This window comes from Micromonospora sp. NPDC023814 (assembly GCF_040639595.1).
Classification (GTDB): Bacteria; Actinomycetota; Actinomycetes; order Mycobacteriales; family Micromonosporaceae; genus Micromonospora.
This window is the reverse complement of record NZ_JBFAAF010000056.1, coordinates 26,562-51,356: the sequence shown is the minus strand read 5'-3', so window position 1 is coordinate 51,356 and position 24,795 is coordinate 26,562. Positions and strand designations below refer to the sequence as shown.

Sequence of the window (24,795 nt, the reverse complement as noted above, 5' to 3'; positions counted from 1 at the left end):
CTGCCGGGGCGCCCCCCCCTCTCCCCTCGCGGGCCTGCTCGCTTGGGGCGTACCCGGCGGTCGTGGGCTCGGGGGGCCCCCGGCCGGCCGACCCTCCCGGGCCGCCCCAGCGGGGCCCCGGCCCGGCCGGCCCGGCGGCCCCCGCCTCCGCACCGGAGTCCGCGCGCCGGGCCCCGGCGGCCGGGCGACCGCAGCCCGGGCCGGACGGGCCCGACCGACGCCCCCGACCCGACTCGGGCCCCCCGACCGGCCCGCAGGGCGGCCCGGCCACGGGCCGTCAGGGCGGTGCGCCGGGCGGCCCGCGTCCGCCCGTCGGCCCGTCGGCCGATGTGCCCACCGGCCCGCGTCCACCCGTCGGCCCGCCGGCCGGTACGCCCCTCGGCCCGCCGGCCGTACCCGCCGGTCCGTCGGCGCACTCGCCCGCCGGTCCGCCCGTCCGTCCGCACCCGGGGCCGGCCGGGGCTCCGCGATCCGGGCCGCCCGCGGGTGCGCCGGTGGTCGCTCCGGGCGCTCCGCCTGCCGCGGCGCCGGTGGATCCGGTACCGCCGGGCAGGCGTTCCGGTCGGGCCCCCGCGCCGGGCGCCGCGCCGGCGCCGGGCGCCTCCGGCCGCCCGGGAGGTCCCGTCGGCGCCGCCCGGGTCGCCGTCCCGCCACCCGGTGCCGCCCAGCCGTCCCTCGGCCCGCCGACCGGCGAGCTGCGCGGCGTCCCGGCCGACGAGCCTGACCCCCGTGCCGGTCGGCTGCGGCGCGGACCGGTCGACGCCGGCGGCCCCGCGCCGACCGAGGCGACCGGGCGCGCGCCGATGGCCGCCCCGCCGACCGCCGCCCCCGGCGACGCGCCGGGCGTGGGCGCGCCCGACCGCCGCCGTCCCGGCCCGGCCGGTCGACGCCGCGCCGCCGAGCCGGACGAGCCGGTGGTGCCCCGTTCCGGCAATGCCCCGCCGGTGCCCGGCGCGCCCCCCGCGCCGCCCGGCGTCGGGTCGGTGCCCGCGCAGGGCCGTCCCGCCTCCGCGCCCACCCGCCGTGCGGACGGCGGCCCCGCGGCGCCGCCCACCGGTCGTGCGGACGGCGGCCCCGCCGCGCCGCCCACTGGTCGTGCGGACGGCGGCCCCGCCGCGCCGCCCACCGGTCGTGCGGAGGCCCCGGTCGGCCGTGTCCGGGGGCACCGGACGAGCCCGGACGAGGAAGAGAACGCCGGGCCGGGGCGCCGCGTGGCACCCGGCGAGGGGGAACCGGGCCGGCGGCGACCCGCCCCCGGCGAGCCCCGGGGCGGCCGGCCGGAGCGCCCGGCCGACTGGCTCCGGCAGGCCGGCCGCACCCACCACACCGACCCCGCCCTGCCGACCGTCAAGCCACCGGCGGCGCCGCCCGTCCCGGGCGACCCGCCGGTGGCACCCGATTCCGAGCAGCGCGGCGCCGGTACCGGCCGCGCCCCCGCCGGCCGGGCCCGCCCCGGCGCACGGCCGCCGGTCCCCGGCGACGACACCGGACAGGTGACGGGCCGGGCCCGGCCCGGTTCCGAACCGCCCCGGCCGGCCGACGGCGCACCCTCCGGTCCGCCGCCGGCGCGAGGCGCCGCGCGACCGGCGCCGGCTGGACCGCTCGAAGGCGAGGCGCGCCCGGGTGGCCGGGCCCGTCCCGACGTGACCCAGGTCGGGCCGGTCCGGGGCGCCGCGCGACCCGACGCCGCGCCAGGTCGGGCCGCCGTGCCGCCGCCCGGGGCCCCCGACGCCGGCGGGATGCCGCTCGGGGCCACCCACGCCGGCGGGACGCCGGCCCCCACGACTCCGCCCGGCACCGCCGGCCCGGGCACCGTGGGCCCTGGCACCGCCGGCCCGGGCATCGCCGGACCTGGCGCGCCGGCCGGGCCGACCGGCGTGGCCCGCGCCGCCGCCCCGGCACCCCGGCCCGGACCGGAGGACCGCGCCACCGGGCGCGCCCTGCCGCCGCCCCGTGACCCCGGGCGACCGGAGCCGGCGGGCGTCCCGCCGGTGCCGCCGCCGGGACCCGCCGGCGGGCCGCCGGTGGCCCGGGCCGCCGTCTCGGTCGTACCGTCCGCCGATCCCTCCGCCGTCGGGCCGGGGCCGGCGGACGGGCCGGCGCTGCGGCAGGCCGCGGAGCCGGAGTCGCCCGACGACGACGCCCCCGCCTCCGGCGGGCTGCGCGGCGCGCGGTCCGAACTGCGGCGGCAGATGCGCGAGCGGCGCCGGCTGCGGATGGGCGTCCTGGCCCTGGTCAGCGTGCTGCTTCTCGGCGCGATCCCGCTCTTCTTCGGCATCCGCACGCTCAGCCGCGACCCGGTCTTCGACACCCTCGACGAGCTGGACGTGCCGGGCTGGGCGGCGGCGAAGACGGTCGACGACGTCACCGGCAGCCGGTGGTGCCTGCTCGACTGCCGGCTGCGCGAACGCACCATCACCTCGGAACGGTCACCGGAGGAGACCGCGCAGGTCTACGAGCGGGCGCTGACCGAGGACGGCTGGCGGCCGTGGCAGGTGACCCGCTGCCCCGAGCAGTCGGAGAAGGGGAGCTACACCTGCTGGCGCCGGGACGAGCTGACCCTCGACCTCTGGGTGCGCGAGCCGACCTGCGCGCCGCCACCGGTGGACGGGGCACCGGCCGTGCAGCCGTCGCCCGATCCGTCGGCCGCTGCGCAGCAGTGCGCCGGATCGTTGGTGTCGGTGAAGGTGCGCAACGCGATCGACGACGAGCGAACCCGGCCGCAGCCGAGCATCGACCCGTCGCTCACGGGCGAGGATCCCTTCCCGACGTTCAGCGAGGATCCGCTCGGCTCACCGACACCCTCACCGTCCTGAGCCGGTTTCCATCACGGACGGTAGGGTCTGGGGCTGGCGGATCCGCCAGCCCCCGCTGGCCCCTGCGGGTCGCCGGGCGGCGGTGTGGGCACAACGGTCGCGCGTTCCGGGGACGTCCGGTCCCCGGGACCCCTGCTTGAGGAGGACAGGCGTGGACTTTGGAGAGGTCGCGGCGCTGATCGCGGCGATCGCGTTCGCGATGCTGGTGTTGATCCTGACGCTGCCCATCCTGCGGCTGCGGCACACCGTGGACGCGACCACCCGCATGATCAACGACCTCAACGACCGCACCGCGCCGCTGCTGGGCGACGTCAACACCACGGTGAAGAACGTGAACACGGCCCTGGAGCAGGTGCAGACCTCCCTGGACGGGGTGAACCTGCAGCTCGCCAAGGTCGACACCATGACCAGCCACGCGCAGAACGTCACCGCCAACGTCGCGAACCTGGCCACCGTCGTCTCCGCCGCCGCCGCCAACCCGTTGGTCAAGGTGGCCGCCTTCGGCTACGGCGTGCGCAAGGCCGCCGCCGCCCGCCGGCACGCCGAGACCGAGCGCGAGGTACGCGACACCATCAAGCAGCAGCGGCGGGCCGCCAAGCGCGGCAACCGCTGACGGCACGACCAGGAGGGCTGGGGAATGAGGCGCTTGTTCTGGCTCGGCATCGGGTTGGCCGTCGGCGTGGTCGTGGTCCGCAAGGCGACCCGCACCGCGCAGTCGTACACCCCGGCCGGCATCGCCAGCACGTTGTCCGAATCCGCTGGCGGGCTGGCGGAGTCGCTGCGTAGCTTCGTGGAGGACGTCCGGATCGGGATGGCCGAGCGCGAGCAGGAGATCCACGAGGCGTTCGCCCAGGGCGAGGCGTTCGACGACCAGTTCGCCGAGTTGCGGGAGGACCCGCGCATCGGCGACCGAGAAATCTTTCCGGAGGAACACCAGCGATGAAGACGGCGGAGATCAAGCGGCGGTACCTCGCCCACTTCGAGGCGAACGGCCATGCCGTGGTGCCGTCCGCTCCGCTGCCCGCCATCAGCGACCCGAACCTGCTGTTCGTCAACGCCGGCATGGTGCAGTTCGTCCCCTACTTCCTGGGGCAGCAGACCCCGCCGTACCGGCGGGCCGTCAGCGTGCAGAAGTGCATCCGTACGCCCGACATCGACGAGGTCGGCAAGACCAGCCGACACGGCACGTTCTTCCAGATGAACGGCAACTTCTCCTTCGGTGACTACTTCAAGGACGGGGCGATCCCGCTCGCCTGGGACCTGGTCACCAAGTCGCAGGAGCAGGGCGGGTTCGGCCTCGACCCGGAGCGGATCTGGCCGACGGTCTACCTGGACGACGACGAGGCGTACGACATCTGGCGCTCCGTGGGCGTGCCCGCCCAGCGGATCGTGCGCCGGGGCAAGGCGGACAACTTCTGGTCGATGGGCATCCCCGGCCCGTGCGGCCCGTGCTCCGAGCTGTTCTACGACCGCGGTCCGGAGTACGGCCGCGAGGGCGGCCCGGCGGTCGACGAGGACCGCTACATGGAGTTCTGGAACCTCGTCTTCATGCAGTTCGAGCGGGGCCCGGGCACCGGCAAGGAGGACTACCCGATCCTCGGCGACCTGCCGGCGAAGAACATCGACACGGGCATGGGCCTGGAGCGGATGGCATCCATCCTCCAGGGCGTCGACAACCTCTACGAGATCGACGAGGTCCGGCCGGTCCTCGACAAGGCCGCCGAGCTGACCGGCAAGCGCTACGGCGCCCGCTCCGGCCACGTCGCCAGCGAGTCGCACCCGGACGACGTCCGGCTGCGGGTGATCGCCGACCACGTGCGTACCGCGCTGATGCTGATCGGCGACGGGGTCACCCCGAGCAACGAGGGGCGCGGCTACGTGCTGCGGCGCATCATGCGGCGGGCGATCCGGGCCGTGCGGCTGCTCGGCTGGCAGGAGCGGGCGCTGCCCGAGCTGCTGCCGGTGGCCCGGGACTGCATGTCCCCGTCGTACCCGGAGCTGGCCGCCGACTTCGACCGGATCGCCGACTACGCGTACGCGGAGGAGGACGCGTTCCTGTCCACCCTGCGCGCCGGCACGACGATCCTGGACACGGCGATCGCCGAGACCCGGACCGCCGGTCAGAAGGCGCTCTCCGGCGAGAAGGCGTTCCAGCTGCACGACACGTACGGCTTCCCGATCGACCTGACCCTGGAGATCGCGGCCGAGCAGGGGCTCCAGGTCGACGCCGAGGGCTTCCGCCGGCTGATGGCCGACCAGCGGGCCCGGGCCAAGGCCGACGCCCAGGCGCGCAAGACCGGGCACACCGACCTGTCGGCGTACCGGTCGGTGCTCGACTCGGGCGGGCCGGTGACGTTCACCGGCTACAGCGAGGTGTCCCGGGAGTCGACGGTGCGGGCGGTGCTCGGCGTCGACGGCCCCCGCCAGGCGGCGGTCGAGGGCGACACGGTCGAGCTGGTGCTCGACGCCACCCCGTTCTACGCCGAGGGCGGCGGGCAGCAGCCCGACCTGGGCATGATCACGGTCGGCGGCGGCCAGGTCGAGGTGCTCGACGTGCAGCAGCCGGTGCCCGGCCTGATCGTGCACCGCGCCCGGGTGGTCCGGGGCGAGGTGCGGGCGGGGGAGACCGGCTACGCGGAGATCGACACCACCCGCCGGCGGGCCATCTCCCGGTCGCACACCGCAACCCACCTGGTGCACCAGACCATGCGCAACTTCCTCGGCGAGTCCGCGACCCAGGCCGGTTCGCTGAACGCCCCCGGGCGGCTGCGCTTCGACTTCAACACCCCCACCGGGGTGGCGCCGAGCGTGCTGCGCGACGTCGAGCAGCAGGTCAACGAGGTGCTCCTCGCCGACCTGGAGGTGCACGCCTTCGTCACCTCCCTGGAGGAGGCGCGGCGGATCGGCGCGATGGCGCTGTTCGGCGAGAAGTACGGCGAGGAGGTGCGGGTCGTCGAGGTCGGCGACTACGCCCGGGAGCTGTGTGGCGGCACCCACGTCGCCCGCTCGGGCCAGCTCGGCCTGGTCAAGATCCTCTCCGAGTCGTCGATCGGCTCCGGGGTGCGCCGGGTCGAGGCGCTGGTCGGCATGGACGCCTTCCACTTCCTGGCCCGCGAGCACCTGCTGGTGTCCCGCCTCGCCGAGCTGTACCGGGTGCCCAACGACCAGGTCGCCGACCGGGTCGAGCAGACCGTGACGCAGCTGCGCGACGCCGAGAAGGAGCTGGAGAAGCTGCGCGCCCAGCTCGTGCTCGGCGGCGCGGCGGCGCTGGCGGCGCAGGCGAAGGACGTGCGCGGGGTCGCGTACGTGGGCACCGAGGCGCCGGAGGGTGCGGCCGGCAACGACGTGCGGACGCTCGCCCAGGAGATCCGGGGCAAGATCGACCCGGCGCGGCCGGCGGTCGTGGCGGTGGCGGCCCGGGCCAACGGCAAGGCGTCCCTGGTGGTGGCGGTGAACCCGGCCGCCCGCGGCCGGGGCCTGTCCGCCTCCGACCTGGTCAAGGCGGCCTTCTCCGGGCGCGGGGGCGGCAACCCCGACCTGGCCCAGGGCGGCGGCCTGCCGGCGGCGGAAGCGCCGAACCTGCTGCTCACGGTCGAGAAGGCGATCGCCGAGGCGTGATGCGAGACCGCAGCGACCAGGGCGGACCGGGATGGTCCGCCCTGGTTCGCCGTTTCGGGGGGAGTTACCGACGGTGAGCGAGTTGTCCCACGGCGTCCGGCTCGGCGTGGACGTCGGGCAGGTCCGGGTGGGGGTGTCGCGCTCCGACCCGCACGCGGTGCTGGCCACCCCGCTGGTCACCCTCGCCCGCGACCTCACGACGGGCCCGGACGCGGTGCCGAGCGACATCGCCGAGCTCGCCGCGCTGGTGGCCGAGCACGAGGCGGTCGAGGTCGTCGTCGGCCTTCCGGTCAATCTCGCCGGCAAGCACGGCCCGGCGGCCGTCCACGTGAAGGCGTACGCTGACCGACTGGCTGATGTAATAGCGCCCGTTCCGGTGGCGCTCACCGACGAGAGGATGTCCACGGTCGTGGCGTCTCGTAGGCTTGCCGAGCGTGGTGTCCGGGGGAAACGGCAACGGGCGGTGGTCGACCAGGCTGCCGCGGTGGAGATTCTGCAGAGCTGGCTGGACGCGCAGCGGAGGCGGACACGATGATCGACGATCTGGACCTCGGGTTCGACGAGCAGGAGCGGGGGGAGAAGGGCAAACACCGGCGCAGTGCCATGCGTAAGCGCGACGGGCGCTCCGGCGGCGGGCGGGGCAGGACGGTCCTGGCCCTGCTGCTCGCCCTGGTCCTGCTGGGCGGGATCGGGGGCGGCGCCTTCTACGGCTTCGACCGGATCCAGGGCTACTTCGTCACGCCCGACTACGACGGCGCGGGCACCGGCGAGGTGACGGTCGAGATCAAGCAGGGCGCGCTGATCGCCGACATGGCCGACGCGCTGGTCGCCGCCGACGTGGTGAAGAGCGCCAAGGCGTTCATCGAGGCCGCCGAGGCCAACTCGCGCAGCAAGAACATCCAGCCGGGCACCTACAAGCTGCGCAAGCAGATGAGCGGCGAGAGCGCGGTCACCGCGATGCTCGACCTGAAGAACCGGATCGTCAACGGGGTCACCATCCCGGAGGGTCGGACGGCGAAGAACGTCTACCAGCTGCTCTCCAAGGAGACCAAGATCCCGGTGAAGGACTTCGAGGCGGCGGCGAAGGACCCGCTCGCGCTCGGCGTGCCGGACTGGTGGTTCAAGCGCACCGACGGCAAGAAGGTCAAGCCGTCGATCGAGGGCTTCCTCTACCCCGACACCTACGAGATCCCGCCGAAGGCGACCGCCGAGACCATCTTGACGCTGATGGTCGAGAACTTCCTCGCCGTCACCGGGGAGATGCAGTTCGCCGACCGGGTGCAGAAGGAGCGCGGCGGCATTAGCCCGTACGAGGCGCTGATCGTCGCGTCGCTGGCGCAGGCCGAGGCCGGCAACAAGGACGACCTGGGCAAGGTCGCCCGGGTGGCCTACAACCGGGTGTTCGGCGAGTTTCCCTGCAACTGCCTGGAGATGGACGTCACGGTCAACTACTACCTCGAGCTGACCGGCCAGGACACCAAGACCTCCGCCCAGATGACCGAGGAGGAGTTGCTCGACACCAAGAACCCGTACAGCCGCAAGCTGCGGGGCTTGGTGCCCACCCCGATCAACAACCCTGGCAAGCAGGCCATGGAGGGCGCGATGGATCCGCCGGACGGCAAGTGGCTCTTCTTCGTGGCGATCGACAAGCAGGGGCACTCGGCCTTCGCGGAGACGATCGAGGAGCACGAGCGGAACAAGGTCAAGGCCAAGGAGGCCGGGGTCATCTGATGATGGCTGTATGGCGGGCAGGGGTGCTCGGCAAGCCCGATAGCGCACCCTCTGCGGCGGCTAATGTTTGGAAAGCCGAGCAGAGGGTGCGCTTCGTGGTGAACTCATTTCCCTATTAGCGGTTGATCGCCATTTCGTCGGCGAGTGCCTGGGCGTAACCTCGGCCGGTTTCTAATTGCAGCTGGAGGCCCAGCGATGCGAGCGAAGGTATACGCCGATGCCCGTCCAATTGCCGCCGTTTTGTCCAAGGCAGCCCCAGAGATTACTGTAGTCTGCGCCGTGATAGAGCGCGACTACTGTGTAGCTTGAGCTGGTTCCGCGGTTCCACATAGATTTCACAGGACTGGTTGCCGACCACGAGCACGCAATGCTTCCCGAGCGCCAGTCGTTGTCTGCGTTGGCCCAGTTGCAGCGCGAGCCGGTTCCGTTGTCGCCGGACCAGATGCAGATATCGCCCACAGGGCAGTCCCAAGCGGCCGTTATGGCCGCGTCCCCGGCTGGGGCCTTCGCATTGGCGGTCCCGGGTAAGCCGAGAATCGAAGCGACCGTCAGGGCGCAGAAGATTGCCAATATTCTTCGGGTCAAGCTCAACTTGTTCCTCCCGTTCGGTTGCGCCGCGGGCCCATAGGAGCAGGCGAACCTGGACTTGTCTGCCGGCCGGACTGTGGTTGCAAATTTACAGATGCGGATGGCTTGTAGCAAGAGATGATTGCTTCGGCTCAGACGGTTCACGGATGGATCGGCTGGTGATGCCCGAGGGTGGTGGCGGGCGATAACCTGGCCGCCTGACAACTTGCGCTGCTAGTGTTCGGATGGACTGCCAATTGGCAGCGGTGCACCACTGCTTGTTCGGGGGAATTAGTGACGGCCGTACGGCGGGCGGGGGTGCTCGGCAAGCCCATCGCGCACTCGCTCTCTCCGGTGATCCACAACGCCGGCTACGCGGCGGCGGGGCTGAGCGGGTGGTCGTACACCCGGATCGAGTGCGCCGCGGCGGAGCTGCCGGACGTGGTCGCCGGCCTGGGCCCGGAGTGGGCCGGGCTGTCGGTGACGATGCCGGGCAAGGAGGCGGCGCTCGCGGTGGCCGCCGAGGTCTCGCCGGTCGCCGCCGCCGTCGGCGCCGCCAACACGCTGGTACGCCGCCCGGACGGCTCCTGGTACGCCGACAACACCGACGTCGTCGGCATGGTCGAGGTGCTCACCGACGCCGGGGTGCGCCCCGGTGCGACGGTGACCGTGCTGGGCGCGGGCGGAACGGCGCGGGCGGCGGTGGCGGCTGCGGGGCGGCTGGACGCCCGCGCCGTGACCGTGGTGGCCCGCCGCCCGGCGGCGGTCGAGGAGCTGCGCCCGGTGGCGCGCGCGGTCGGCGTGGAGATGGCCGGCGCGCCCTGGGTCGACGCGGCCGACCGGTGCCGCGCCGACGTGGTGGTCTCGACCGTGCCGAAGGGCGTCGCCGACCCGCTCGCGGAGACCGTCGCCTGGCGGCCGGAGACGGTGCTCTTCGACGCGCTCTACGACCCGTGGCCGACGCCGCTGGCCGCGTCCGCCCAGGCCGCCGGCTGCCGGATCGTCTCCGGGCTCGACCTCCTCCTGGCCCAGGCGGTCGGCCAGTTCGAGCACTTCACGGGCGTCGCCGCGCCCCGGGCGGCGATGGCCGCCGCGCTGGCCGCCGCCCGCGCCGCCTGACCGTCCCCGCCGGACGGGACCCTCCCCTGTGGTTCTCCGGTGCATCCTTAGGCGACGGTTAAGACGCGCTTACGTCCCGCTGTCCTGCCCACGTCACGTTGTGGTCGTGGATACGCTGCTGAGCGTCACCGCCCAAGACACAGGGAGTGTTCCTTGAGCAGGCACGGACTGCACCGCCGCACCCGGTACCACGGCCCACGGCGCAAGGCCGTGCTGCTCGGCGTGGTCGGCACCACCGTGGTCGCCGGCATCGCCGCCACCACGGTGCCGCTGCTGGCCGCCGACGACGTGTCGATCCGGGCGACGGCGGACACGACGGCGACGACGGTGCCGCAGGACGGCGACAACGGCGCGAAGACCACGCTGGCGACCTGCGCGGCCCGCTGCGACGGCAACCCGCGCGGGGCTCGGGAGGCGGTCATCCGGTTCGCGGTGACCAGCCTGCCGGCGTCCGCCGTCAACATCAGGTCCACGCTGCGGGTGCACGCCTGGCAGAAGCTCCCCGCGACGGTGACCGCGCACGCGTCCACAGCCGACGCCGGCGCGGCGCGCCCGGCGCCGACGTCGCCGGGCCCGGCCCTGGACGCCGTGTCCCCGGTGGCGGCGGGCTTCAACGAGTGGGACGTCTCGGCGCTGGTCAGGGGGAACGGCACCTGGACGGTCTCGCTGGCCCAGACCGGCCTGGAAACACGGATCTACTGGGCGTCGACGGAGAACCGCAACCCCGACCTGCGCCCGCGCCTGGAGATCCGCTACGACGTCGGCACCCCGCCCACGCCGGCGGTGACCAGCGCCGCCCCCTCGCCGAGCCGGACGGTGGCGCCCACGCCCGCGCCACGGCCGACCCCCAGCGCCAGCCCGACCCGTGCCACGCCGGGCCCGTCGGCGAGCCCGTCCGGCGGCACCGGGCGGTGCGGCGAGGTGTCGGGCAAGCTGGTCCCCTCGTGCGGCGCCTGGTGGGGGATGTACTCCCCGGCCGGCGCTGCCGACGGGTGGGACCACGGGGCGGCGGTCGCCGAGGTGGAGGCGCAGGTCGGGCGGACGTTCGACATCGTGCACCGCTACCACGACTTCTCCGGCACCGGCAGCAACGGCGCGTTCCCGGACGCCTACCAGCGGCAGCAGATGCGCGAGGGCCGGCTGATGTTCTTCGCCTGGGAGTCCCGCATCTTCTCCTCCGGCACCGTGCTGACCTGGCAGGACGTCTACAGTGGCCGGTACGACGCCACCATCGACGCGGTCGCCGGGCGGATCCGCGACACCGGCGTGCCGGTCTTCATGGGCTTCGACCACGAGCCGGAGGACGAGCCGGCGAAGGGCAGCGACGCCGACTTCGTCCGCGCCTGGCGGCACGTGCACGACCGGTTCGCCGCAGCGGGCGCCCACAACGCCGTCTGGGTGTGGACGATGATGGGCTGGTCCGGCCACTACGACCGGTACGCCGCCCTCTACCCCGGCGACCGGTACGTCGACTGGGTGGGCTACGACCCGTACAACTTCCACGTCTGCAACGGCAGCACCGTGTGGAAGAGCCCCGCCACCACCATCGGCGGCTTCTACCGCTGGCTGGACGAGCACCGCCTCGGCGTCGGCAAGCCGCGGATGCTCGCCGAGTTCGGCACCAACTTCAACGCGGCCGACCCGGACGCCAAGCGGCGCTGGTTCGAGGAGTTCCCGGCGGCGCTCAAGGCGCACCCGAAGATCAAGGCCGCCATCTACTTCAACTCCGCCGGGATGACCCGCCGGTCGAGCACGTGCGACATGACGATGAACCACGACGCCTCGGCGGTGGCCGGGTTCGCCCGCGCCGGTCGCGACAGCTACCTGCGGCAGCCCACAGGAGGCGGTCGCTGACTGCCGGCGCGGGCCGGCGGACGACCGGAAGAGTCGGACATCCGACAGAACACACGGTCTGTCGCTTGCGGAGGCACTGACCGCCCAATCGGCGGATATCGCCGACCGGGGTGGGCGAGGCACGCTACGCGGGTCTTCTTCCACCTTGGAGGCGTAGCGTGCCCGAAATCCCGCGCTTCCGGCGATCCGCCGGATTCCGCACCCGGGCGGGGGTGGTCGCGCTGGTGACCGTCGCCGCCGTGCTGGCCGTCCCCACCGGGACCTCGGCCGCCGTGGTGCCAGCCCCCGAACCGGCGACCTTGGTCTCGGCGAACCCCGCCGACGCCACCCCCCACGCCAGGGACGGCGAGACCCGCGCCTTCGCGCAGGTCGGCTCCATGGTGTACGTCGGCGGCAGCTTCACCCAGATCCGGCAGACCGCCAGCGCGGCGTGGACGACGCAGCGCTACCTCTTCGCGTACGACCGGGCCACCGGGACGATCTCGACCGCCTTCCTGCCGGTGCTCGACGGCGCGGTCAACACGCTCGTCGCCGGGCCCGGCGCCACGCTGATCGTCGGCGGCGCCTTCAAGACCGTCAACGGCGTCTCGCGCAAGAACCTGGTGGCGCTCGACCCGGCCACCGGCGCGATCGTCGACAGCTGGGTCGGCCGCTCCGACGGCGGCACCGTCCGCGACCTGACCCTGCACGGCAACCACCTCTACGTGGCCGGCGCGTTCAACTGGCTCAACGGCACCGCGCACGCCGGCCTGGGCCGGCTCAACGCCACCACCGGTGCGATCGACCCGACCTTCAACGTCAACGCCACCGTCGGGCGCCACGACACCACCTCGTACGTCTGGACCATCGACGTCGCCCCCGACGGCGCCACCCTGGCCGTCGGCGGCAACTTCATGTACGTCAACGGCCTGCCGCGCAACCAGATGGCGCTGGTCGACCTGTCCGGCACGCCGACCCTGCTGGACTGGAGCACCGAGAAGTTCGTGCCGCCGTGCGCGGCGCCGGCGACCTTCGTGCACTACGTGCAGGACGTCAAGTTCGGCGCCGACAGCAGCTGGTTCGTCGTCGGCACCAACGGCGGCGCGGGCTGGCCGGCCGCGTACTGCGACGCGTTGGTGCGGTTCGAGACCGCCGCCCGGGGCGCCGGCCAGCTCGGCACCTGGGTCGACTACACCGGCAACGACACCATCACCTCCGTCGAGGTCGCCGACAACGTCATCTACCTCGGCGGGCACTTCCGCTGGCTGAACAACCCCAACGCCAGCGACCGGGCCGGCGACGGCGCGATCGACCGGCTCGGCATCGCCGCCGTCACCCCGGCCACCGGCATGCCGGTGAACTGGAACCCCCGCCGCAGCGGCAGCGCGTCGATGCCGGCCGGCACCAGCAACTGGGGCTCGTCGGTGCCGGTGCTCTGGCGCGGCAGCGACGGCCTCTACTTCGGCCACAACTCGGACGGGATGGGCAACGAGTACCACGGCCGGCTCGGCATGTTCCCGCTGGTCGGCGGGCGCACCATCACCCCGAAGAACGCGCCGACCGCGACCGCCGGCAACCTCTACGTCGGCACCGGGCCCGGCGAGCTGGCGAAGGTCCCGTTCGACGGCACCGCCGTCGGCGCCCCGACCACGGTCAGCCAGCCGAACTACACGGCGGCCGGCGCCACCTGGCGGGTGGCCGACCGGATCTACTGGTCGCACACGGTCGCCGGCACCCCCACCGGCAGCCGGATCGACATCTCGATGTTCAACGGCGGCGCGATCGGCGTGCCGTGGGAGGCGTCCGGCTACAACGACTGGTTCAACCCGGCGGCGATGACCGGCGCGTTCTATCTCGACGGTCGCCTGTACTACACCCGGTCGGGCGCCAGCGGCCTCTACTACCGCTACTTCGAGATCGACGGCAACTACCTCGGCGCGACCGAGTTCACCCTGCCGACCACCGGGGTCACCTGGTCGACCGTGCGCGGCATGGCCTGGGTCGCCGGCAGGATCGTGTACGGCGCCACCGACGGGACGCTGCGCAGCGTTCCGTTCGACCCGACGGCCGCCCCGGCGGTCGACGGTACGGCGGCCACGGTGATCTCCCCGGCGGCCGCCGGGGTGACGTGGTCGACCCCGTCGACGTTCTTCTCCGTGCAGTGAGGGTCGACCGTTCGTAACGGGACGTCGGTAGATTGTTCACGTTGGGCCGGTGACGGATCAGCCGTCGCCGGCCCCACGACGTGGGGAGGGTCGTTGGTCGGCGCGGGTGGCATCCGCCGGGGGCTCGCAGTGCGGGCCGTCTTCGCGGTCAAGCGCGGCTGGTACCGGCTGTGCTACCCCCGGTTGAGGCTGGGCCGGGGCGTGGAGATCCGCGGCCGGATCCGGCTGCGCCGGGGCGTACGGGTGAGCATCGGTGACCGCACCCGGGTGAACAAGCTGGTCCGCTTCGCCGGCCCCGGCGAGGTGACGGTCGGCGCCGACTGCCTGCTGAACGCCACCTGGATCGGCACCTGGACGTCGGTCACGATCGGCGACCGGTGCCTGCTCTCGGACTGCGAGCTGCTGGACAACGACTTCCACAACCTGCCGCCCGAGCAGCGGCACGACCCGCCCGTCCCGGCCACCCGCGCCCCGATCACGATCGAGGACAACGTGTGGATCGGGGCGCACGCCCTGGTGATGAAGGGCGTGCGGATCGGCCGGGACAGTGTCGTGGGCGCCGCCACGGTGGTCCGCACGGACGTGCCGCCGCGGGTCGTGGTCGCCGGAAATCCACAACAGACGGTGAAGAAGTTCCATGACTGATGTTCCTCCCGCTTCCTGGTCCGCCGGCGTCCCCACCGGTGGCGGGGCGGGCCGCACCGTCACGCTGACCGACCTGCTCCGCGTCCCGCTGCACCGGATCCGGCTGGTGGCGGCCGTCGCCGCAATCGGCCTGGCCGCCGCGCTCGGGTACGTGCTCCTCGTCCCCGCCGCAGTGACCGCCAGCGCGGTCGTGGCGGTCCGCCCCGTCGTCACGGACGCGTTCACGCCCAGCGGGGCCAACGCCGAGCGGGCGGTGAACATGAACGTGGAGAGCGGCATCGCCACCGGCACCGAGGTGGTGCAGCGGCTCGCCGACGCGGGCGGGCTGGACCCGCGCGAGGTGCGCGACGCCCTGGAGGTGGAGGTGCCCACCGGCGGGCAGATCCTGCGCTTTGTCTACCAGGCCCCGACCGCCGAGCAGGCGGTGGAGAGCGTCAACCTGGCCGCCCGGACCTACCTGGACGTGCGCCGGGCGATGTACGAGAAGCAGCGGGCGGAGATGCTGCGCTCGTACGACGAGAGCATCGGCAAGGTGGCCGCCCAGCAGGCCGCCCTGCAGAAGCGGGTCAACAACGCCCGGGAGGGCGCCGTCGACGCGGCGGTGACCGAGCTGGCCGGCATCAACAACCAGCTCACCCAGCTCAACGCGGCGCGTACGGAGATCGCCGCCGTCGACGTCAGCCCCGGCTGGGTCACCCAGACCGCCGAGCGGGCCCTGGCCTCCTCCGCCGGGAACCGTCCGCTCTACGTGCTCGCCGGCCTGCTCGGCGGGACGCTGCTCGGCGTGGTGCTGGCGTACGCCTGGGAGTCCGTCGACCGGCGGATCCGGTCGGTGGACGACGGGCGCGACGCCACCGGCCTGCCGCTGCTCGGCACGGTGCGCAGCCGCGGGTGGCGCGGTCGCAAGGAGGCGGTCGACGCCGACATCCGGTACGTGGCGATGGCCATCGCCGAGCGGGTGCGCCAGCCCGCCCGGGTGTCGCTGCTGACCTCCCGCGAGGAGGACGCGACGGCCATCACCGCCGGGCTGGCGGTGGCCCTGGCGGCGGTCGGCCGGGAGGTCTTCGTCGCCGACGACAGCGGCCGCGCCGACCGGCTGCGCGACACGGTGCTCGCCGACCGGGAGCGGCTGCCCGCCACGGCCGACCCGTCCCGTCCCGCCGTCCCCAAGCCCCGCCCGGCCGGCTCCGCGGACGCGGCAGCCGGCGGCACGTCCCCGCCGGCGGCCCGCCGCCCCTCGCCGCACCCGCCCGGCGCGCGCCCGTCCACCGACCCGGACGCCACGCTCACCCTGCCCCGGGTCGCCTCCTCGGCGGGCGGCGCGAACAGCCGGGTGACGGGCGCCGACCCGGTGACCGTGGGCGCGGGCAGCGTCCGGTTCGGCACCTGGCGGCAGGGCGCCGACCACAGCCTCGTGCTGTTCAACGCCCCGCCGGCCGAGTCCGACGAGCGCGGCGTCGCCGTCGCCCGGCAGGGCACGGCGGTGGTGGTGGTCGAGCGCGACCGCACCCGGCAGAACGACCTGCGCCGGCTCGTGGAGCGGCTGCGCGCCGCCGGCGTCACCCCGCTCGGCTTCGTGCTGACCCGTAGCGGCCGGGGCTGACCCGTGCCCGTCACCCGCGCGCCGGCCACGAGCGAGCCGGCCGGCGGCCCGGACGGCGCCGTCCCGCCGCCGCCGCAGCCGGCCCCGCCCCGGCTGCCGCTGTGGCCGCTGGCGGCGATGTTCGGCCTGGTGCCGCTCTGGTGGCTGACCGGCGCGTTCTATCTCGGCTGGCCGCTGCTCGGCGCGCTGCTGTTCGCGCTGCTGGTGATCCGGGGGCGGGTGCCGCTGCCCCCGGCCGCCGGGATCTGGCTGCTGTTCCTGGCCGTCGTCCTGGTCAGCGCCACCCAGCTCCAGTCGCCGGCCTCGGTGCTGACCTTCGGCCTGCGGCTCGCCTTCTACGTCACCGCGCTCGTGGTCGGCGTCTACGTCTACGCGGTCGCCCGGGAACGCGCCGACCTGGTCGCGGTGCTCGTGCCGCTCTGCGCGTTCTGGTTCGCGCTGGTCGCACTCGGCTGGCTGGGCGTGCTGGCGCCCCGGTTCGCGCTGACCACCCCGGTGGAGATGCTGCTCCCGGGCGGCGTGGCCGGCAACCCGTTCATCCGGGACATGGTCCACCTGAGCACCGCCGAGTACAGCGAGCGGTCACTGAACCCGATCTACCGGCCGGCCGCGCCGTTCGCGTACACGAACAACTTCGGCAGCGCGTACGCGATGACCCTGCCCTGCATGGTCGCCTTCACCATGCTGCGTCGGCGCGGCGCGCTGCGGTGGGCGCTGCTGGCGTCGCTGCCGCTGTCGCTGGTCCCGGCCTTCCTCACGCTCAACCGGGCGATGTTCCTCAGCATCGGCGCCGGGCTCGCGGTGCTCGGCGCCCGGGCCGCCCTGCGCGGCAACGTCCGGGTGGCCGCGTCGATCGTCGGCGTGGTGGTCATCGGCGGCGTCGCCACCCTGTTCATCCCGATCGCCGAGCTGATCGGCAACCGCGTCGAGTCCAGCGACACGAACACCGACCGGCTCTCGCTCTACGTGGAGGTGATCCGCCGGGTGAAGGAGTCGCCGTGGCTCGGCTACGGCGCGCCGGTCAACGTGGACACCGTCACGGCCCAGGCGCCCATCGGCACCCAGGGGCAGCTGTGGATGGTGCTGTTCAGTCACGGCGTCCCCGCGCTGCTGTGCTTCCTCGCCTGGTTCGTCGTCGCCGCGTTGATCTGTGCCCGCGCCACCTCGGCCGCCGGGCAGTGGCTGTCCGTGGTGCCGGTGATCTGCCTGGTGCAGATCCCCTTCTACGGCATGGCCAACCAGAACCTCGCGGTCGCCTTCTTCGCCGTCGCCTTCGCGATGGTGCTCACCGAGCGGGAGGCGTCCGTCCGGCCGCACCACCCCCGCCCGGTCGGCCCGGAGGCGGTGCCGGCATGACCGCCGCCACCCGCCCGCCGGCCGGCGCCGTCGCCCCCGCCGGCCCGCCGGCCGACGACACGGAGACCCGGCGCAGCGCCCGCAGCGGGGCCGCCGGGCTGGTCGGCGCGGCCACCAGCGGCCTCTTCGGCTTCCTGCTCGCGGTCGTCATCACCCGCGGCTACGGCACGGTCGGCTCCGGCGCGTTCTTCGCCGCGATCGGCGTGGTCACCGTCGCCACCGCCGTCTGCACCCTCGGCGCGGAGACCGGGCTGATGTGGGCGCTGCCCCGCCGCCGCTCCGGCGCCGGCGGCGACGCCGCCCGGGTGCTGCCGGTGGCGCTGTTGCCGCCGCTGCTGGCCGCGGTCCTCGTCGCCGTGGCCGGGGCGCTCGCCGCGGACGCGCTCGCCCCGCGCCTGCTCGACGGATCCGACGCCGACGGAGCGGCCCTGCTGGCGGTCAGTTTCGCCGCGGTGCCGGTGGTGGTGGCGATGACGCTGCTGCTCGCCGCGCTGCGCTGCGTCCGCCCCATCCGGGCGTACGTCGGGGTGCAGTTCTTCCTGCTGCCGGTGGCGCGGCCGGTGCTGGTCGGCGCGGCGGTGCTCGCCGGCGGCGGCCTGCTCGCCGGCATGACCGGCTGGCTGGTGCCGGCGGCGCTCGCCCTGCTGGCCTGCCTGACGCTGGTCGCGGGCCCGCTCGGCGTCGGCCGGGGCGCGGCGCTGCGGCCGCAGCGCGCCGACTGGTCGGCCTTCTGGCGGTTCGCCCTGCCCCGCGCCGCCTCCGCGGCGATCGACGCCGGCAACATGTGGGTGGGCGTGCTGCTCACCTCGGTGCTGGCCGGCCCGGCCGACGCCGGCGTGTTCGGCGCCGTCGGCCGCTACATCCTCGCCGGCCAACTGGCCATGCAGGGGCTGCGGGTGGCGGTGTCGCCGCAGCTGTCCCGGCTGCTCGGGCGGGGGGAGCGGGGCGCGGCGGCCGCCGTGCACCGGCAGTTGACCACCTGGGGGCTGGTGCTGTCCTGGCCGGTCTACCTGCTGCTCGCCGTCTTCGGCCTGGCGTTCCTCCAGCTCTTCGGGCCGGAGTTCACCGCCGGCGCCCCCGCGATGACCGTGCTCGCGCTGGCCATGCTGGTCAACACCGGGGTCGGCAACGTGCAGAGCCTGCTGCTCATGGGCGGTCGCAGCGGCCTGCACCTGGCCGCCACGCTGGCCGGGCTGCTGGTCACCGTCTCCCTCGGCCTGTGGCTGATCCCGGCGCACGGGGCGACCGGCGCGGCCCTGGCCTGGGCGCTCGGCATCGCCACCGAGAACCTCACCGCGGCATGCTGCGCCCGGGTCGTGGTCGGCCAGCCGCTGGTCGACGCGGCGCTGCTGCGGGCCGGGGCGGCCACCGTCGCCGGGGTCGGGATCGCGGCGACGGTCGGGGTGCTGGCCGGCGGGCGGGGGATCGGCGGGCTGACGGTGGCGGTGGGCGTGCTGGCCGCCGGCTGCGTCGGCTTGCTGACGTTGCCCCGGGTGCGGGGACGCATCCGGGCGACCATGGTGCAGATCCGTGGGCGGCGGGAGGCGGCCCCGGCCGCCGCCGGGCCCGCCCCGGAGGATTCGAAGGGCAGGTGAGGTCCGTCGTGCCGTCCATCCGTGACCGGGTGAAGCAGCTCGTCCCGACCCAGGTGACGAACCGGGTGAAGGAGTCCCTCGTCGACTACGGGGTGCGCACCAGCGACCGGCGGCCCCTGCCGGACTTCCTCATCATCGGCACCAAACGGGGCGGCACGACGTCGCTGTGGAACTACCTCATCCAGCACCCGCTGGTGCCCCGGCTCTTCCCGGCGTGGAACACGAAGTCCGCGCACTACTTCGAGGAGCACTGGCGGCGCGGCGAGGCCTGGTACCGGTCGCACTTCCCGACGCAGCGGCAGCGGGAGGCGCTGGAGCGGCGGCACGGCGGGCCGGTCCGGGTCGGCGAGGCGGCGCCGCTGTACATGTTCCACCCCCTCGCCGCCCAGCGGGTCGCCGCGCTGATGCCGTCGGTGCGGCTGATCGTGCTGCTGCGCGACCCGGTGGAGCGGGCGTACTCGCACTGGAAGGAGCGGCGGACGCACGGCATCGAGCCGCTCGACTTCGCCGCCGCGCTCGCCGCCGAGGAGGAGCGCACGGCAGGGGAGCGGGAGCGGCTGATCGCGGAACCGGAGTACTTCAGCGAGCCGTACGACTGGTACACCTACCGCGCCCGGGGCCGCTACCTGGAGCACCTGGAGCCGTGGCTGGAACGGTTCGACCCGGAGCAGATCCTCTTCCTGCCCAGCGAGGACCTCTACCGCGACGCCCGGTCCACCTACCGCCGGACGCTGGACTTCCTCGGCCTGCCCCCGCACGACCTGCCCGACTTCAAGGTCTACAACGACCGCCGCTCGGCGCCCCTGGAGCCGGTGGTGCGCGCCGAGCTGACCGAGTACTACCGCCCGTACAACGACGCGTTGCGGCAGCGGCTGGGGCTGGACCTCGACTGGGCGGACCGGGCCGCGTGACGGCGCAGGTCGCCGCGCCGGCCGATCCCCGGTCCCGGACGGACGGGCTGGGCTGGGTCACCCGGGCGGTGTTCGGCGACGAGCGGCTCGCCCTGACCGTGGGCGGCCCCCCGCCGCCCGGCCACCGCGCCGTCGCCCGGTACGCGGTCGTCCCGTCGGTCGCCCGGGCCCGGTTCCTGCTGCCCCTCGGCGCGCCCCGCGCCACGGCCGCCTCGCTGCTGGCGTACAACGCGTTGCGCCCGCCGAGGGTGCGGGCGGTGCGGGCCGCGCTCGGCGGGTTCGCCCGGGTCGGCGCGGTCGACCTGGCCCCGTTCCCGCGCCTCACCGTGTCGCTGCCCGACGGGCTCGCCGCCGACGAGGTGCTGCTGGCGCGGCGGCTGGCCGGCGCGCTCGGCGGCCCGTCGGTGTACGCGGCCTGCGGCGTCCGCCCGCCGGACCCGAACCACAAGCCCACCCTGCAACTGTTCGACCCGGCCGGCCGGCCCCTCGGCTACGCCAAGATCGGCTGGAACGGCGCCACCCGGGCGTTGGTGACCGCCGAGGCGGCGGCCCTGCGCGAGCTGCCGGCGGTGGCCGGGACGCCCGACCACCCGGTGGCGCCCCGGCTGCTGGCCGAGGTGACCGCGGCCGGGCAGGTCATCGCGCTGGTCGAGCCGCTGCCGCCGGAGGTGCGGGGGGTGCCGGCCGGCGACCCGCCGCGGCTGGCGGCGCTGCTCGCGGTGGCCCGCCGGGGCCGCCCGCCGGCGCCGCCGCGCCCGTTGGCCGGGTCGGCCTTCCTGGCCCGGCTCGCCGCCGAGGCGCAGCGGGCCGCCACCGACACGCCCGACGGGGCCCGGGCGGTCGCCGCCGTGGCCGCGCTGGCCCGCCGGCACGGGGACACGGCCGTCGAGTTCGGGCACTGGCACGGCGACTGGGTGCCCTGGAACCTGGGCGTGCACGCCGGCCGGCTGGTCGCCTGGGACTGGGAGCACAGCGGGCCGGACGTGCCGCTGGGCTTCGACCTGGCGCACGACGCGTTCCAGCGCGCCCTGGTGCTGCGGGGCGAGCCGGCGGCGACGGCGGCGCGGGCCGTCGACGCCCACCTCGACCACCACGGCGGCGGGCTGGGGCTCGGGCCGGCGGCGCGCCGGCTGGTGGCCGACGGCTACCTGCTGGAGATGTGGCTGCGCACGTGGCGGCTCGCCGGCGCCGGCGCCGGCTGGAACGCCGCGCTGCATCCCGCCCTGCTGGACGTCGTCGAGAAACGACTGTCGCCCGGTCGTCCTATTTGACCGGCGGAAGACCTGTGATCTGCTGGCGCGTGGCGCCGACCGAAACTCCAAGCGAACGTTGTGGGGAGTCGCGTGGAAACGACAACCGAGGACGCCGGCGATCCCGGAGTCCTGCTCCTGGTGGGATCCAGCGGCGGCCACCTGGCCCAACTGCTCGCCCTGCGCCCGTGGTACGAACGCTGGCGCCGCTGCTGGGTCACCTTCGACACGCCCGAGGCGGTCTCGCTGCTCGCCGGTGAGGACCTGGTCCCGGCGCACCACCCGACCACCCGCAACGTGCCGAACCTGCTGCGCAACGCCGTCCTCGCCTGGCGGGTGCTGCGGTCGCGCCGGGTCGCCGCCGTGGTGACCACCGGCGCCGGGGTCGCCGTGCCGTTCGTGGTGCTGGCCCGGCTGCGCCGCATCCCGACCGTCTACATCGAGGTGTACGACCGGATCGACACCCCGACCCTGACCGCCCGGCTCTGCCGCCCGTTCCTGTCCGCGATGCTCGTGCAGTGGGACGAGCAGCGCCGCCAGTACCCGGAGGCCACCGTCGTGGGGACCCTGCTGTGACCGCCGAGAGCACCGGAACCGCCCCCGCGCACCGGGCCGCCCCCGGCCGTCCCCGGCCGTCGCAGGCGGGCCGGGTGCCCCGACCCCGCGACCCCGACGACGTCGCCCGCGCCCGGCTGCTGGTCGCCGTCGGCACCGACAAGCACCCGTTCGGCCGGCTGGTCGGCTGGCTGGAGGAGTGGCATCCCGGCGTCGCCGAGGAGGTCGGCCTGACCGTCCAGCACGGACACACCCGGGCGCCCGGCGTGCCCGGGGCGGTGCCGTTCCTCGGCCACGACGAGCTCCAGGCCGCCATGGCCGAGGCCGACCTGGTGGTCTGCCACGGCGGGCCGGCCACCATCCTGGAGGCCCGCCGGCACGGTCACCTGCCGATCGTGGTGCCCCGGGACCCGGCGCGGGGCGAGCACGTCGACGACCACCAGCAGCTCTTCGCCCGCCGCCTGGGCGCGGCCGGCATGGTGGCGCTGGCCGAGACCCGGGAGGCGCTGTTCGCGGCGCTCACCGCGGGGCTGGCGGACCCGTCCCGGTTCGCCGTCGCGGCCGACCCGGCCGCGTCCGAGGCGCGCCGCGCCGCGGTGGAGCAGGTGGGGCGGATCGTGGAGGAACTGGTGGCCGCGTCGACCGGACGACGGCAGCGGGCGAGGTGGCGGCCGTGGGCACGGCCGGACCGGAACGGAGAGCGGCGATGACCGGACACCCGAGCGTCAGCGTGGTGGTGCCGACCCGGGACCGGCCGGAGCTGCTCCGGGCCGCGGTCCGGGCGGTCCTCGACCAGGACCACCCCGGCCCGGTCGAGGTGGTGGTCGTGTACGACCGGTCCGAGCCGGACGGCTCGCTGGCCGAGCTGTCCCGCCCGGACCGCCTGGTGCGGGTGATCCGCAACGAGCGCACCCCCGGCCTGGCCGGCGCCCGCAACTCGGGCATCCTGGCGGCCACCGGGGAACTGGTCGCGTTCTGTGACGACGACGACGAGTGGCTGCCCGGCAAGCTGCGGGCCCAGGTCGAGGCGCTCGCCGCCGCCCCCGACGCGGAGTTCGTCAGCTGCGGCATCCGGGTCAGCTACGACGGGCACACCGTCGACCGGGCGCTGCCGAAGGACTCGGTCACCCTGGCCGACCTGCTGCGCGACCGGATGACCGAGCTGCACCCGTCGACCTTCCTGATCCGCGCCGCCGCGCTGCGGGACGGGTTCGGGCTGGTCGACGAGGAGATCCCGGGCAGCTACGCGGAGGACTACGAGTTCCTGCTCCGGGCCGCCCGCAGCGCGCCGCTGGTCAACCTGCGCACGCCGTACGTGTTGGTGCGCTGGCACAAGCGGTCCTACTTCGCGCAGCGCTGGGACACCATCTCCGAGGCGTTGCAGTGGCTGCTGGAGCGCTACCCGGAGTTCGGCACGCAGCCGGCCGGCGAGGCGCGGGTCGCCGGGCAGATCGCCTTCGCCCGGGCCGCCTCCGGCGACCGGCGGGGCGCGATGCGGTGGGCCCGGCACACCATCCGGCGCAACCCGCGCGAGCCGCGGGCGTACCTGGCCCTCGCCGTGGCCGGGCGGGTGGTCCGCGCCGACGCGGTGCTGCGTACGCTGCACAAGCGCGGCCGGGGCATCTGAGCCGGCGGGCCGGCGGCGCCGGAACCCGCGCCCCGGGTCATCCAGGGTTCCGGGTCGGTGTCCCCGCCCCGAGCGCCCTGTCCCGGCTCCGGGCGCCGGCCGCTCGTCGGACGGCGGCGTCCGCAGGGCGGGACGCGGCGGGCACCGTACGCCGACGGCCACCGGGCGTGACAGACTGACCGCTGTGTTGCGCTGGTTGACTGCAGGGGAATCGCACGGTCCCGCCCTCGTCGCGTTGCTGGAGGGCGTGCCCGCCGGCGTCGAGGTGACCACCGGGGACATCGCCGGTGAGCTGGCCCGGCGCCGGCTCGGCTACGGCCGGGGCGCCCGGATGTCGTTCGAGCAGGACGAGGTCGAGATCATCGGCGGGCTCCGGCACGGGGTGACCCTCGGCAGCCCGGTCGCGATCCGGGTCGGCAACTCCGAGTGGCCCAAGTGGCGCACCGTGATGGCCGCCGACCCGGTCGACCCGGCGGAGCTGGCCAGCCAGGCCCGCAACGCGCCGCTCACCCGCCCCCGGCCGGGCCACGCCGACCTGGCCGGCATGCAGAAGTACGGCCACACCGACGCCCGGCCGATCCTGGAGCGGGCGAGCGCGCGGGAGACCGCCGCCCGGGTCGCCGTCGGCACGGTCGCCAAGGCGCTGGTCCGGCAGGCGCTCGGCATCGAGATCGTCTCCCACGTGGTCGAGCTGGGCCCGGTCGCCGTCAAGCCCGGGCTGCGGCCGGCGCCCGAGGACGCCGCCCGCATCGACGCCGACCCGCTGCGTTGCCTCGACCCCGAGGCCAGCGCCCGGATGGTCGCCGAGGTCGACGCCGCGAAGAAGGCCGCCGACACCCTGGGCGGCGTGGTCGAGGTGCTGGCGTACGGGGTGCCGCCGGGTCTGGGCAGCCACGTGCAGTGGGACCGCAAGCTCGACGCCCGGCTCGCCACCGCGCTGATGTCCATCCAGGCGATCAAGGGCGTCGAGATCGGGGACGGCTGGCAGCAGGCGCGCTCCCGCGGCTCCGAGGCGCACGACGAGATCGTGCCCACCGCCACCGGCGTACGCCGGATCACCGACCGGGCCGGCGGGCTGGAGGGCGGCATCACCACCGGCGAGCCGCTGCGGGTGAAGGCCGCCATGAAGCCGATCTCGTCGCTGAACCGGGCCCTGGCGACGGTGGACGTCACCACCGGCGAGCCGGCCACCGCCATCAACCAGCGCTCGGACGTCTGCGCGGTGCCCGCCGCCGCGGTCGTCGCCGAGGCGATGGTGGCGCTGGTGCTGGCCGAGGCGGCCACCGAGAAGTTCGGCGGCGACTCCGTCGCCGAGATCCGCCGTAACCTGGCCGGCTACCTCGACGCGTTGGTGATCCGGTGAGCGCGGGCGGGTCGGCCGGGCGCGAGGGCGCTGGGCGGTGC

At 74.9% G+C, this 24,795-nt stretch carries 20 protein-coding genes; 19 read left to right on the top strand and 1 reads right to left on the bottom strand.

The genetic code is table 11. The annotated features are described in order from the left end of the window. The first annotated feature begins 2,192 nt into the window (after window positions 1-2,192). The 6 genes from AB0G14_RS25555 to mltG all read left to right on the top strand — a co-directional run bounded on the left by AB0G14_RS25555 (window position 2,193) and on the right by mltG (window position 8,165). A complete protein-coding gene (locus AB0G14_RS25555; RefSeq protein ID WP_357701460.1) occupies window positions 2,193-2,816 on the top strand; it encodes a hypothetical protein in 624 nt (207 codons plus the stop codon). Window positions 2,817-2,967: 151 nt separating this feature from the next. Continuing rightward, entirely contained in the window at window positions 2,968-3,429 is a 462-nt protein-coding gene (locus AB0G14_RS25550; protein WP_091095618.1) for a DUF948 domain-containing protein, read from the top strand. Between the two features lie 24 nt (window positions 3,430-3,453). Next, window positions 3,454-3,759, top strand: a complete 306-nt coding sequence (locus tag AB0G14_RS25545) for a hypothetical protein (RefSeq protein WP_357457616.1) — start codon at window positions 3,454-3,456, stop codon at window positions 3,757-3,759. Next, on the top strand, window positions 3,756-6,434 hold the full coding sequence (alaS, locus tag AB0G14_RS25540; RefSeq protein ID WP_357701449.1) for an alanine--tRNA ligase: 2,679 nt from the start codon (window positions 3,756-3,758) through the stop codon (window positions 6,432-6,434). Before AB0G14_RS25545 ends, alaS begins: the two co-directional genes overlap by 4 nt. A gap of 73 nt (window positions 6,435-6,507) precedes the next feature. Continuing rightward, window positions 6,508-6,969: a Holliday junction resolvase RuvX gene (ruvX, locus tag AB0G14_RS25535; RefSeq protein ID WP_357701447.1), complete on the top strand. Its 462-nt coding sequence runs from the start codon at window positions 6,508-6,510 to the stop codon at window positions 6,967-6,969. Next, the gene (gene mltG, locus AB0G14_RS25530) at window positions 6,966-8,165 is read left to right on the top strand and encodes an endolytic transglycosylase MltG (RefSeq protein ID WP_357701444.1); all 1,200 of its coding nucleotides are present in this window, start codon (window positions 6,966-6,968) and stop codon (window positions 8,163-8,165) included. The genes ruvX and mltG overlap by 4 nt, the downstream gene beginning before the upstream one ends. 171 nt (window positions 8,166-8,336) lie before the next feature. On the opposite strand, the gene AB0G14_RS25525 is transcribed toward mltG, so the two are convergent. Further along, window positions 8,337-8,897: a peptidase inhibitor family I36 protein gene (locus tag AB0G14_RS25525; protein WP_357701441.1), complete on the bottom strand. Its 561-nt coding sequence runs from the start codon at window positions 8,895-8,897 to the stop codon at window positions 8,337-8,339. A gap of 129 nt (window positions 8,898-9,026) precedes the next feature. Between AB0G14_RS25525 and AB0G14_RS25520 the strand changes: the two genes are divergently transcribed. From AB0G14_RS25520 to aroC, 13 genes are all read left to right on the top strand, one after another. Next, window positions 9,027-9,851, top strand: coding sequence for a shikimate dehydrogenase (locus AB0G14_RS25520; protein WP_357701439.1), 825 nt, complete (start codon window positions 9,027-9,029; stop codon window positions 9,849-9,851). Between the two features lie 153 nt (window positions 9,852-10,004). Continuing rightward, window positions 10,005-11,705, top strand: a complete 1,701-nt coding sequence (locus AB0G14_RS25515; RefSeq protein WP_357701437.1) for a glycosyl hydrolase — start codon at window positions 10,005-10,007, stop codon at window positions 11,703-11,705. Window positions 11,706-11,917: 212 nt separating this feature from the next. Further along, complete coding sequence (locus AB0G14_RS25510; RefSeq protein ID WP_357701458.1) at window positions 11,918-13,849, top strand: hypothetical protein; 1,932 nt, start codon at window positions 11,918-11,920, stop codon at window positions 13,847-13,849. 93 nt (window positions 13,850-13,942) lie between these two features. Continuing rightward, entirely contained in the window at window positions 13,943-14,494 is a 552-nt protein-coding gene (locus AB0G14_RS25505) for an acyltransferase (protein ID WP_357701435.1), read from the top strand. Beyond that, window positions 14,487-16,097, top strand: a complete 1,611-nt coding sequence (locus AB0G14_RS25500) for a lipopolysaccharide biosynthesis protein (RefSeq protein ID WP_357701433.1) — start codon at window positions 14,487-14,489, stop codon at window positions 16,095-16,097. Before AB0G14_RS25505 ends, AB0G14_RS25500 begins: the two co-directional genes overlap by 8 nt. A gap of 3 nt (window positions 16,098-16,100) precedes the next feature. Beyond that, window positions 16,101-17,453 carry an O-antigen ligase family protein gene (locus AB0G14_RS25495; RefSeq protein WP_357701431.1) on the top strand — a complete coding sequence of 451 codons (1,353 nt, stop codon included), beginning with the start codon at window positions 16,101-16,103 and terminating at the stop codon, window positions 17,451-17,453. Further along, window positions 17,450-19,048: a lipopolysaccharide biosynthesis protein gene (locus AB0G14_RS25490; protein ID WP_357701429.1), complete on the top strand. Its 1,599-nt coding sequence runs from the start codon at window positions 17,450-17,452 to the stop codon at window positions 19,046-19,048. Before AB0G14_RS25495 ends, AB0G14_RS25490 begins: the two co-directional genes overlap by 4 nt. 8 nt (window positions 19,049-19,056) lie before the next feature. Beyond that, window positions 19,057-19,959 (top strand): sulfotransferase domain-containing protein, encoded by a 903-nt coding sequence (locus AB0G14_RS25485; RefSeq protein WP_357701427.1) that lies wholly within the window; start codon window positions 19,057-19,059, stop codon window positions 19,957-19,959. Next, entirely contained in the window at window positions 19,956-21,230 is a 1,275-nt protein-coding gene (locus tag AB0G14_RS25480) for a hypothetical protein (protein WP_357701425.1), read from the top strand. The genes AB0G14_RS25485 and AB0G14_RS25480 overlap by 4 nt, the downstream gene beginning before the upstream one ends. 72 nt (window positions 21,231-21,302) lie before the next feature. Beyond that, the gene (locus AB0G14_RS25475; protein ID WP_357701423.1) at window positions 21,303-21,785 is read left to right on the top strand and encodes a UDP-N-acetylglucosamine--LPS N-acetylglucosamine transferase; all 483 of its coding nucleotides are present in this window, start codon (window positions 21,303-21,305) and stop codon (window positions 21,783-21,785) included. A gap of 74 nt (window positions 21,786-21,859) precedes the next feature. After that, on the top strand, window positions 21,860-22,474 hold the full coding sequence (locus AB0G14_RS25470; RefSeq protein ID WP_357701456.1) for a glycosyltransferase: 615 nt from the start codon (window positions 21,860-21,862) through the stop codon (window positions 22,472-22,474). Continuing rightward, window positions 22,471-23,391, top strand: coding sequence for a glycosyltransferase family 2 protein (locus AB0G14_RS25465; protein ID WP_357701421.1), 921 nt, complete (start codon window positions 22,471-22,473; stop codon window positions 23,389-23,391). The genes AB0G14_RS25470 and AB0G14_RS25465 overlap by 4 nt, the downstream gene beginning before the upstream one ends. 184 nt (window positions 23,392-23,575) lie before the next feature. Next, window positions 23,576-24,754 (top strand): chorismate synthase, encoded by a 1,179-nt coding sequence (gene aroC / locus AB0G14_RS25460; protein ID WP_357701419.1) that lies wholly within the window; start codon window positions 23,576-23,578, stop codon window positions 24,752-24,754. Window positions 24,755-24,795 lie beyond the last annotated feature (41 nt).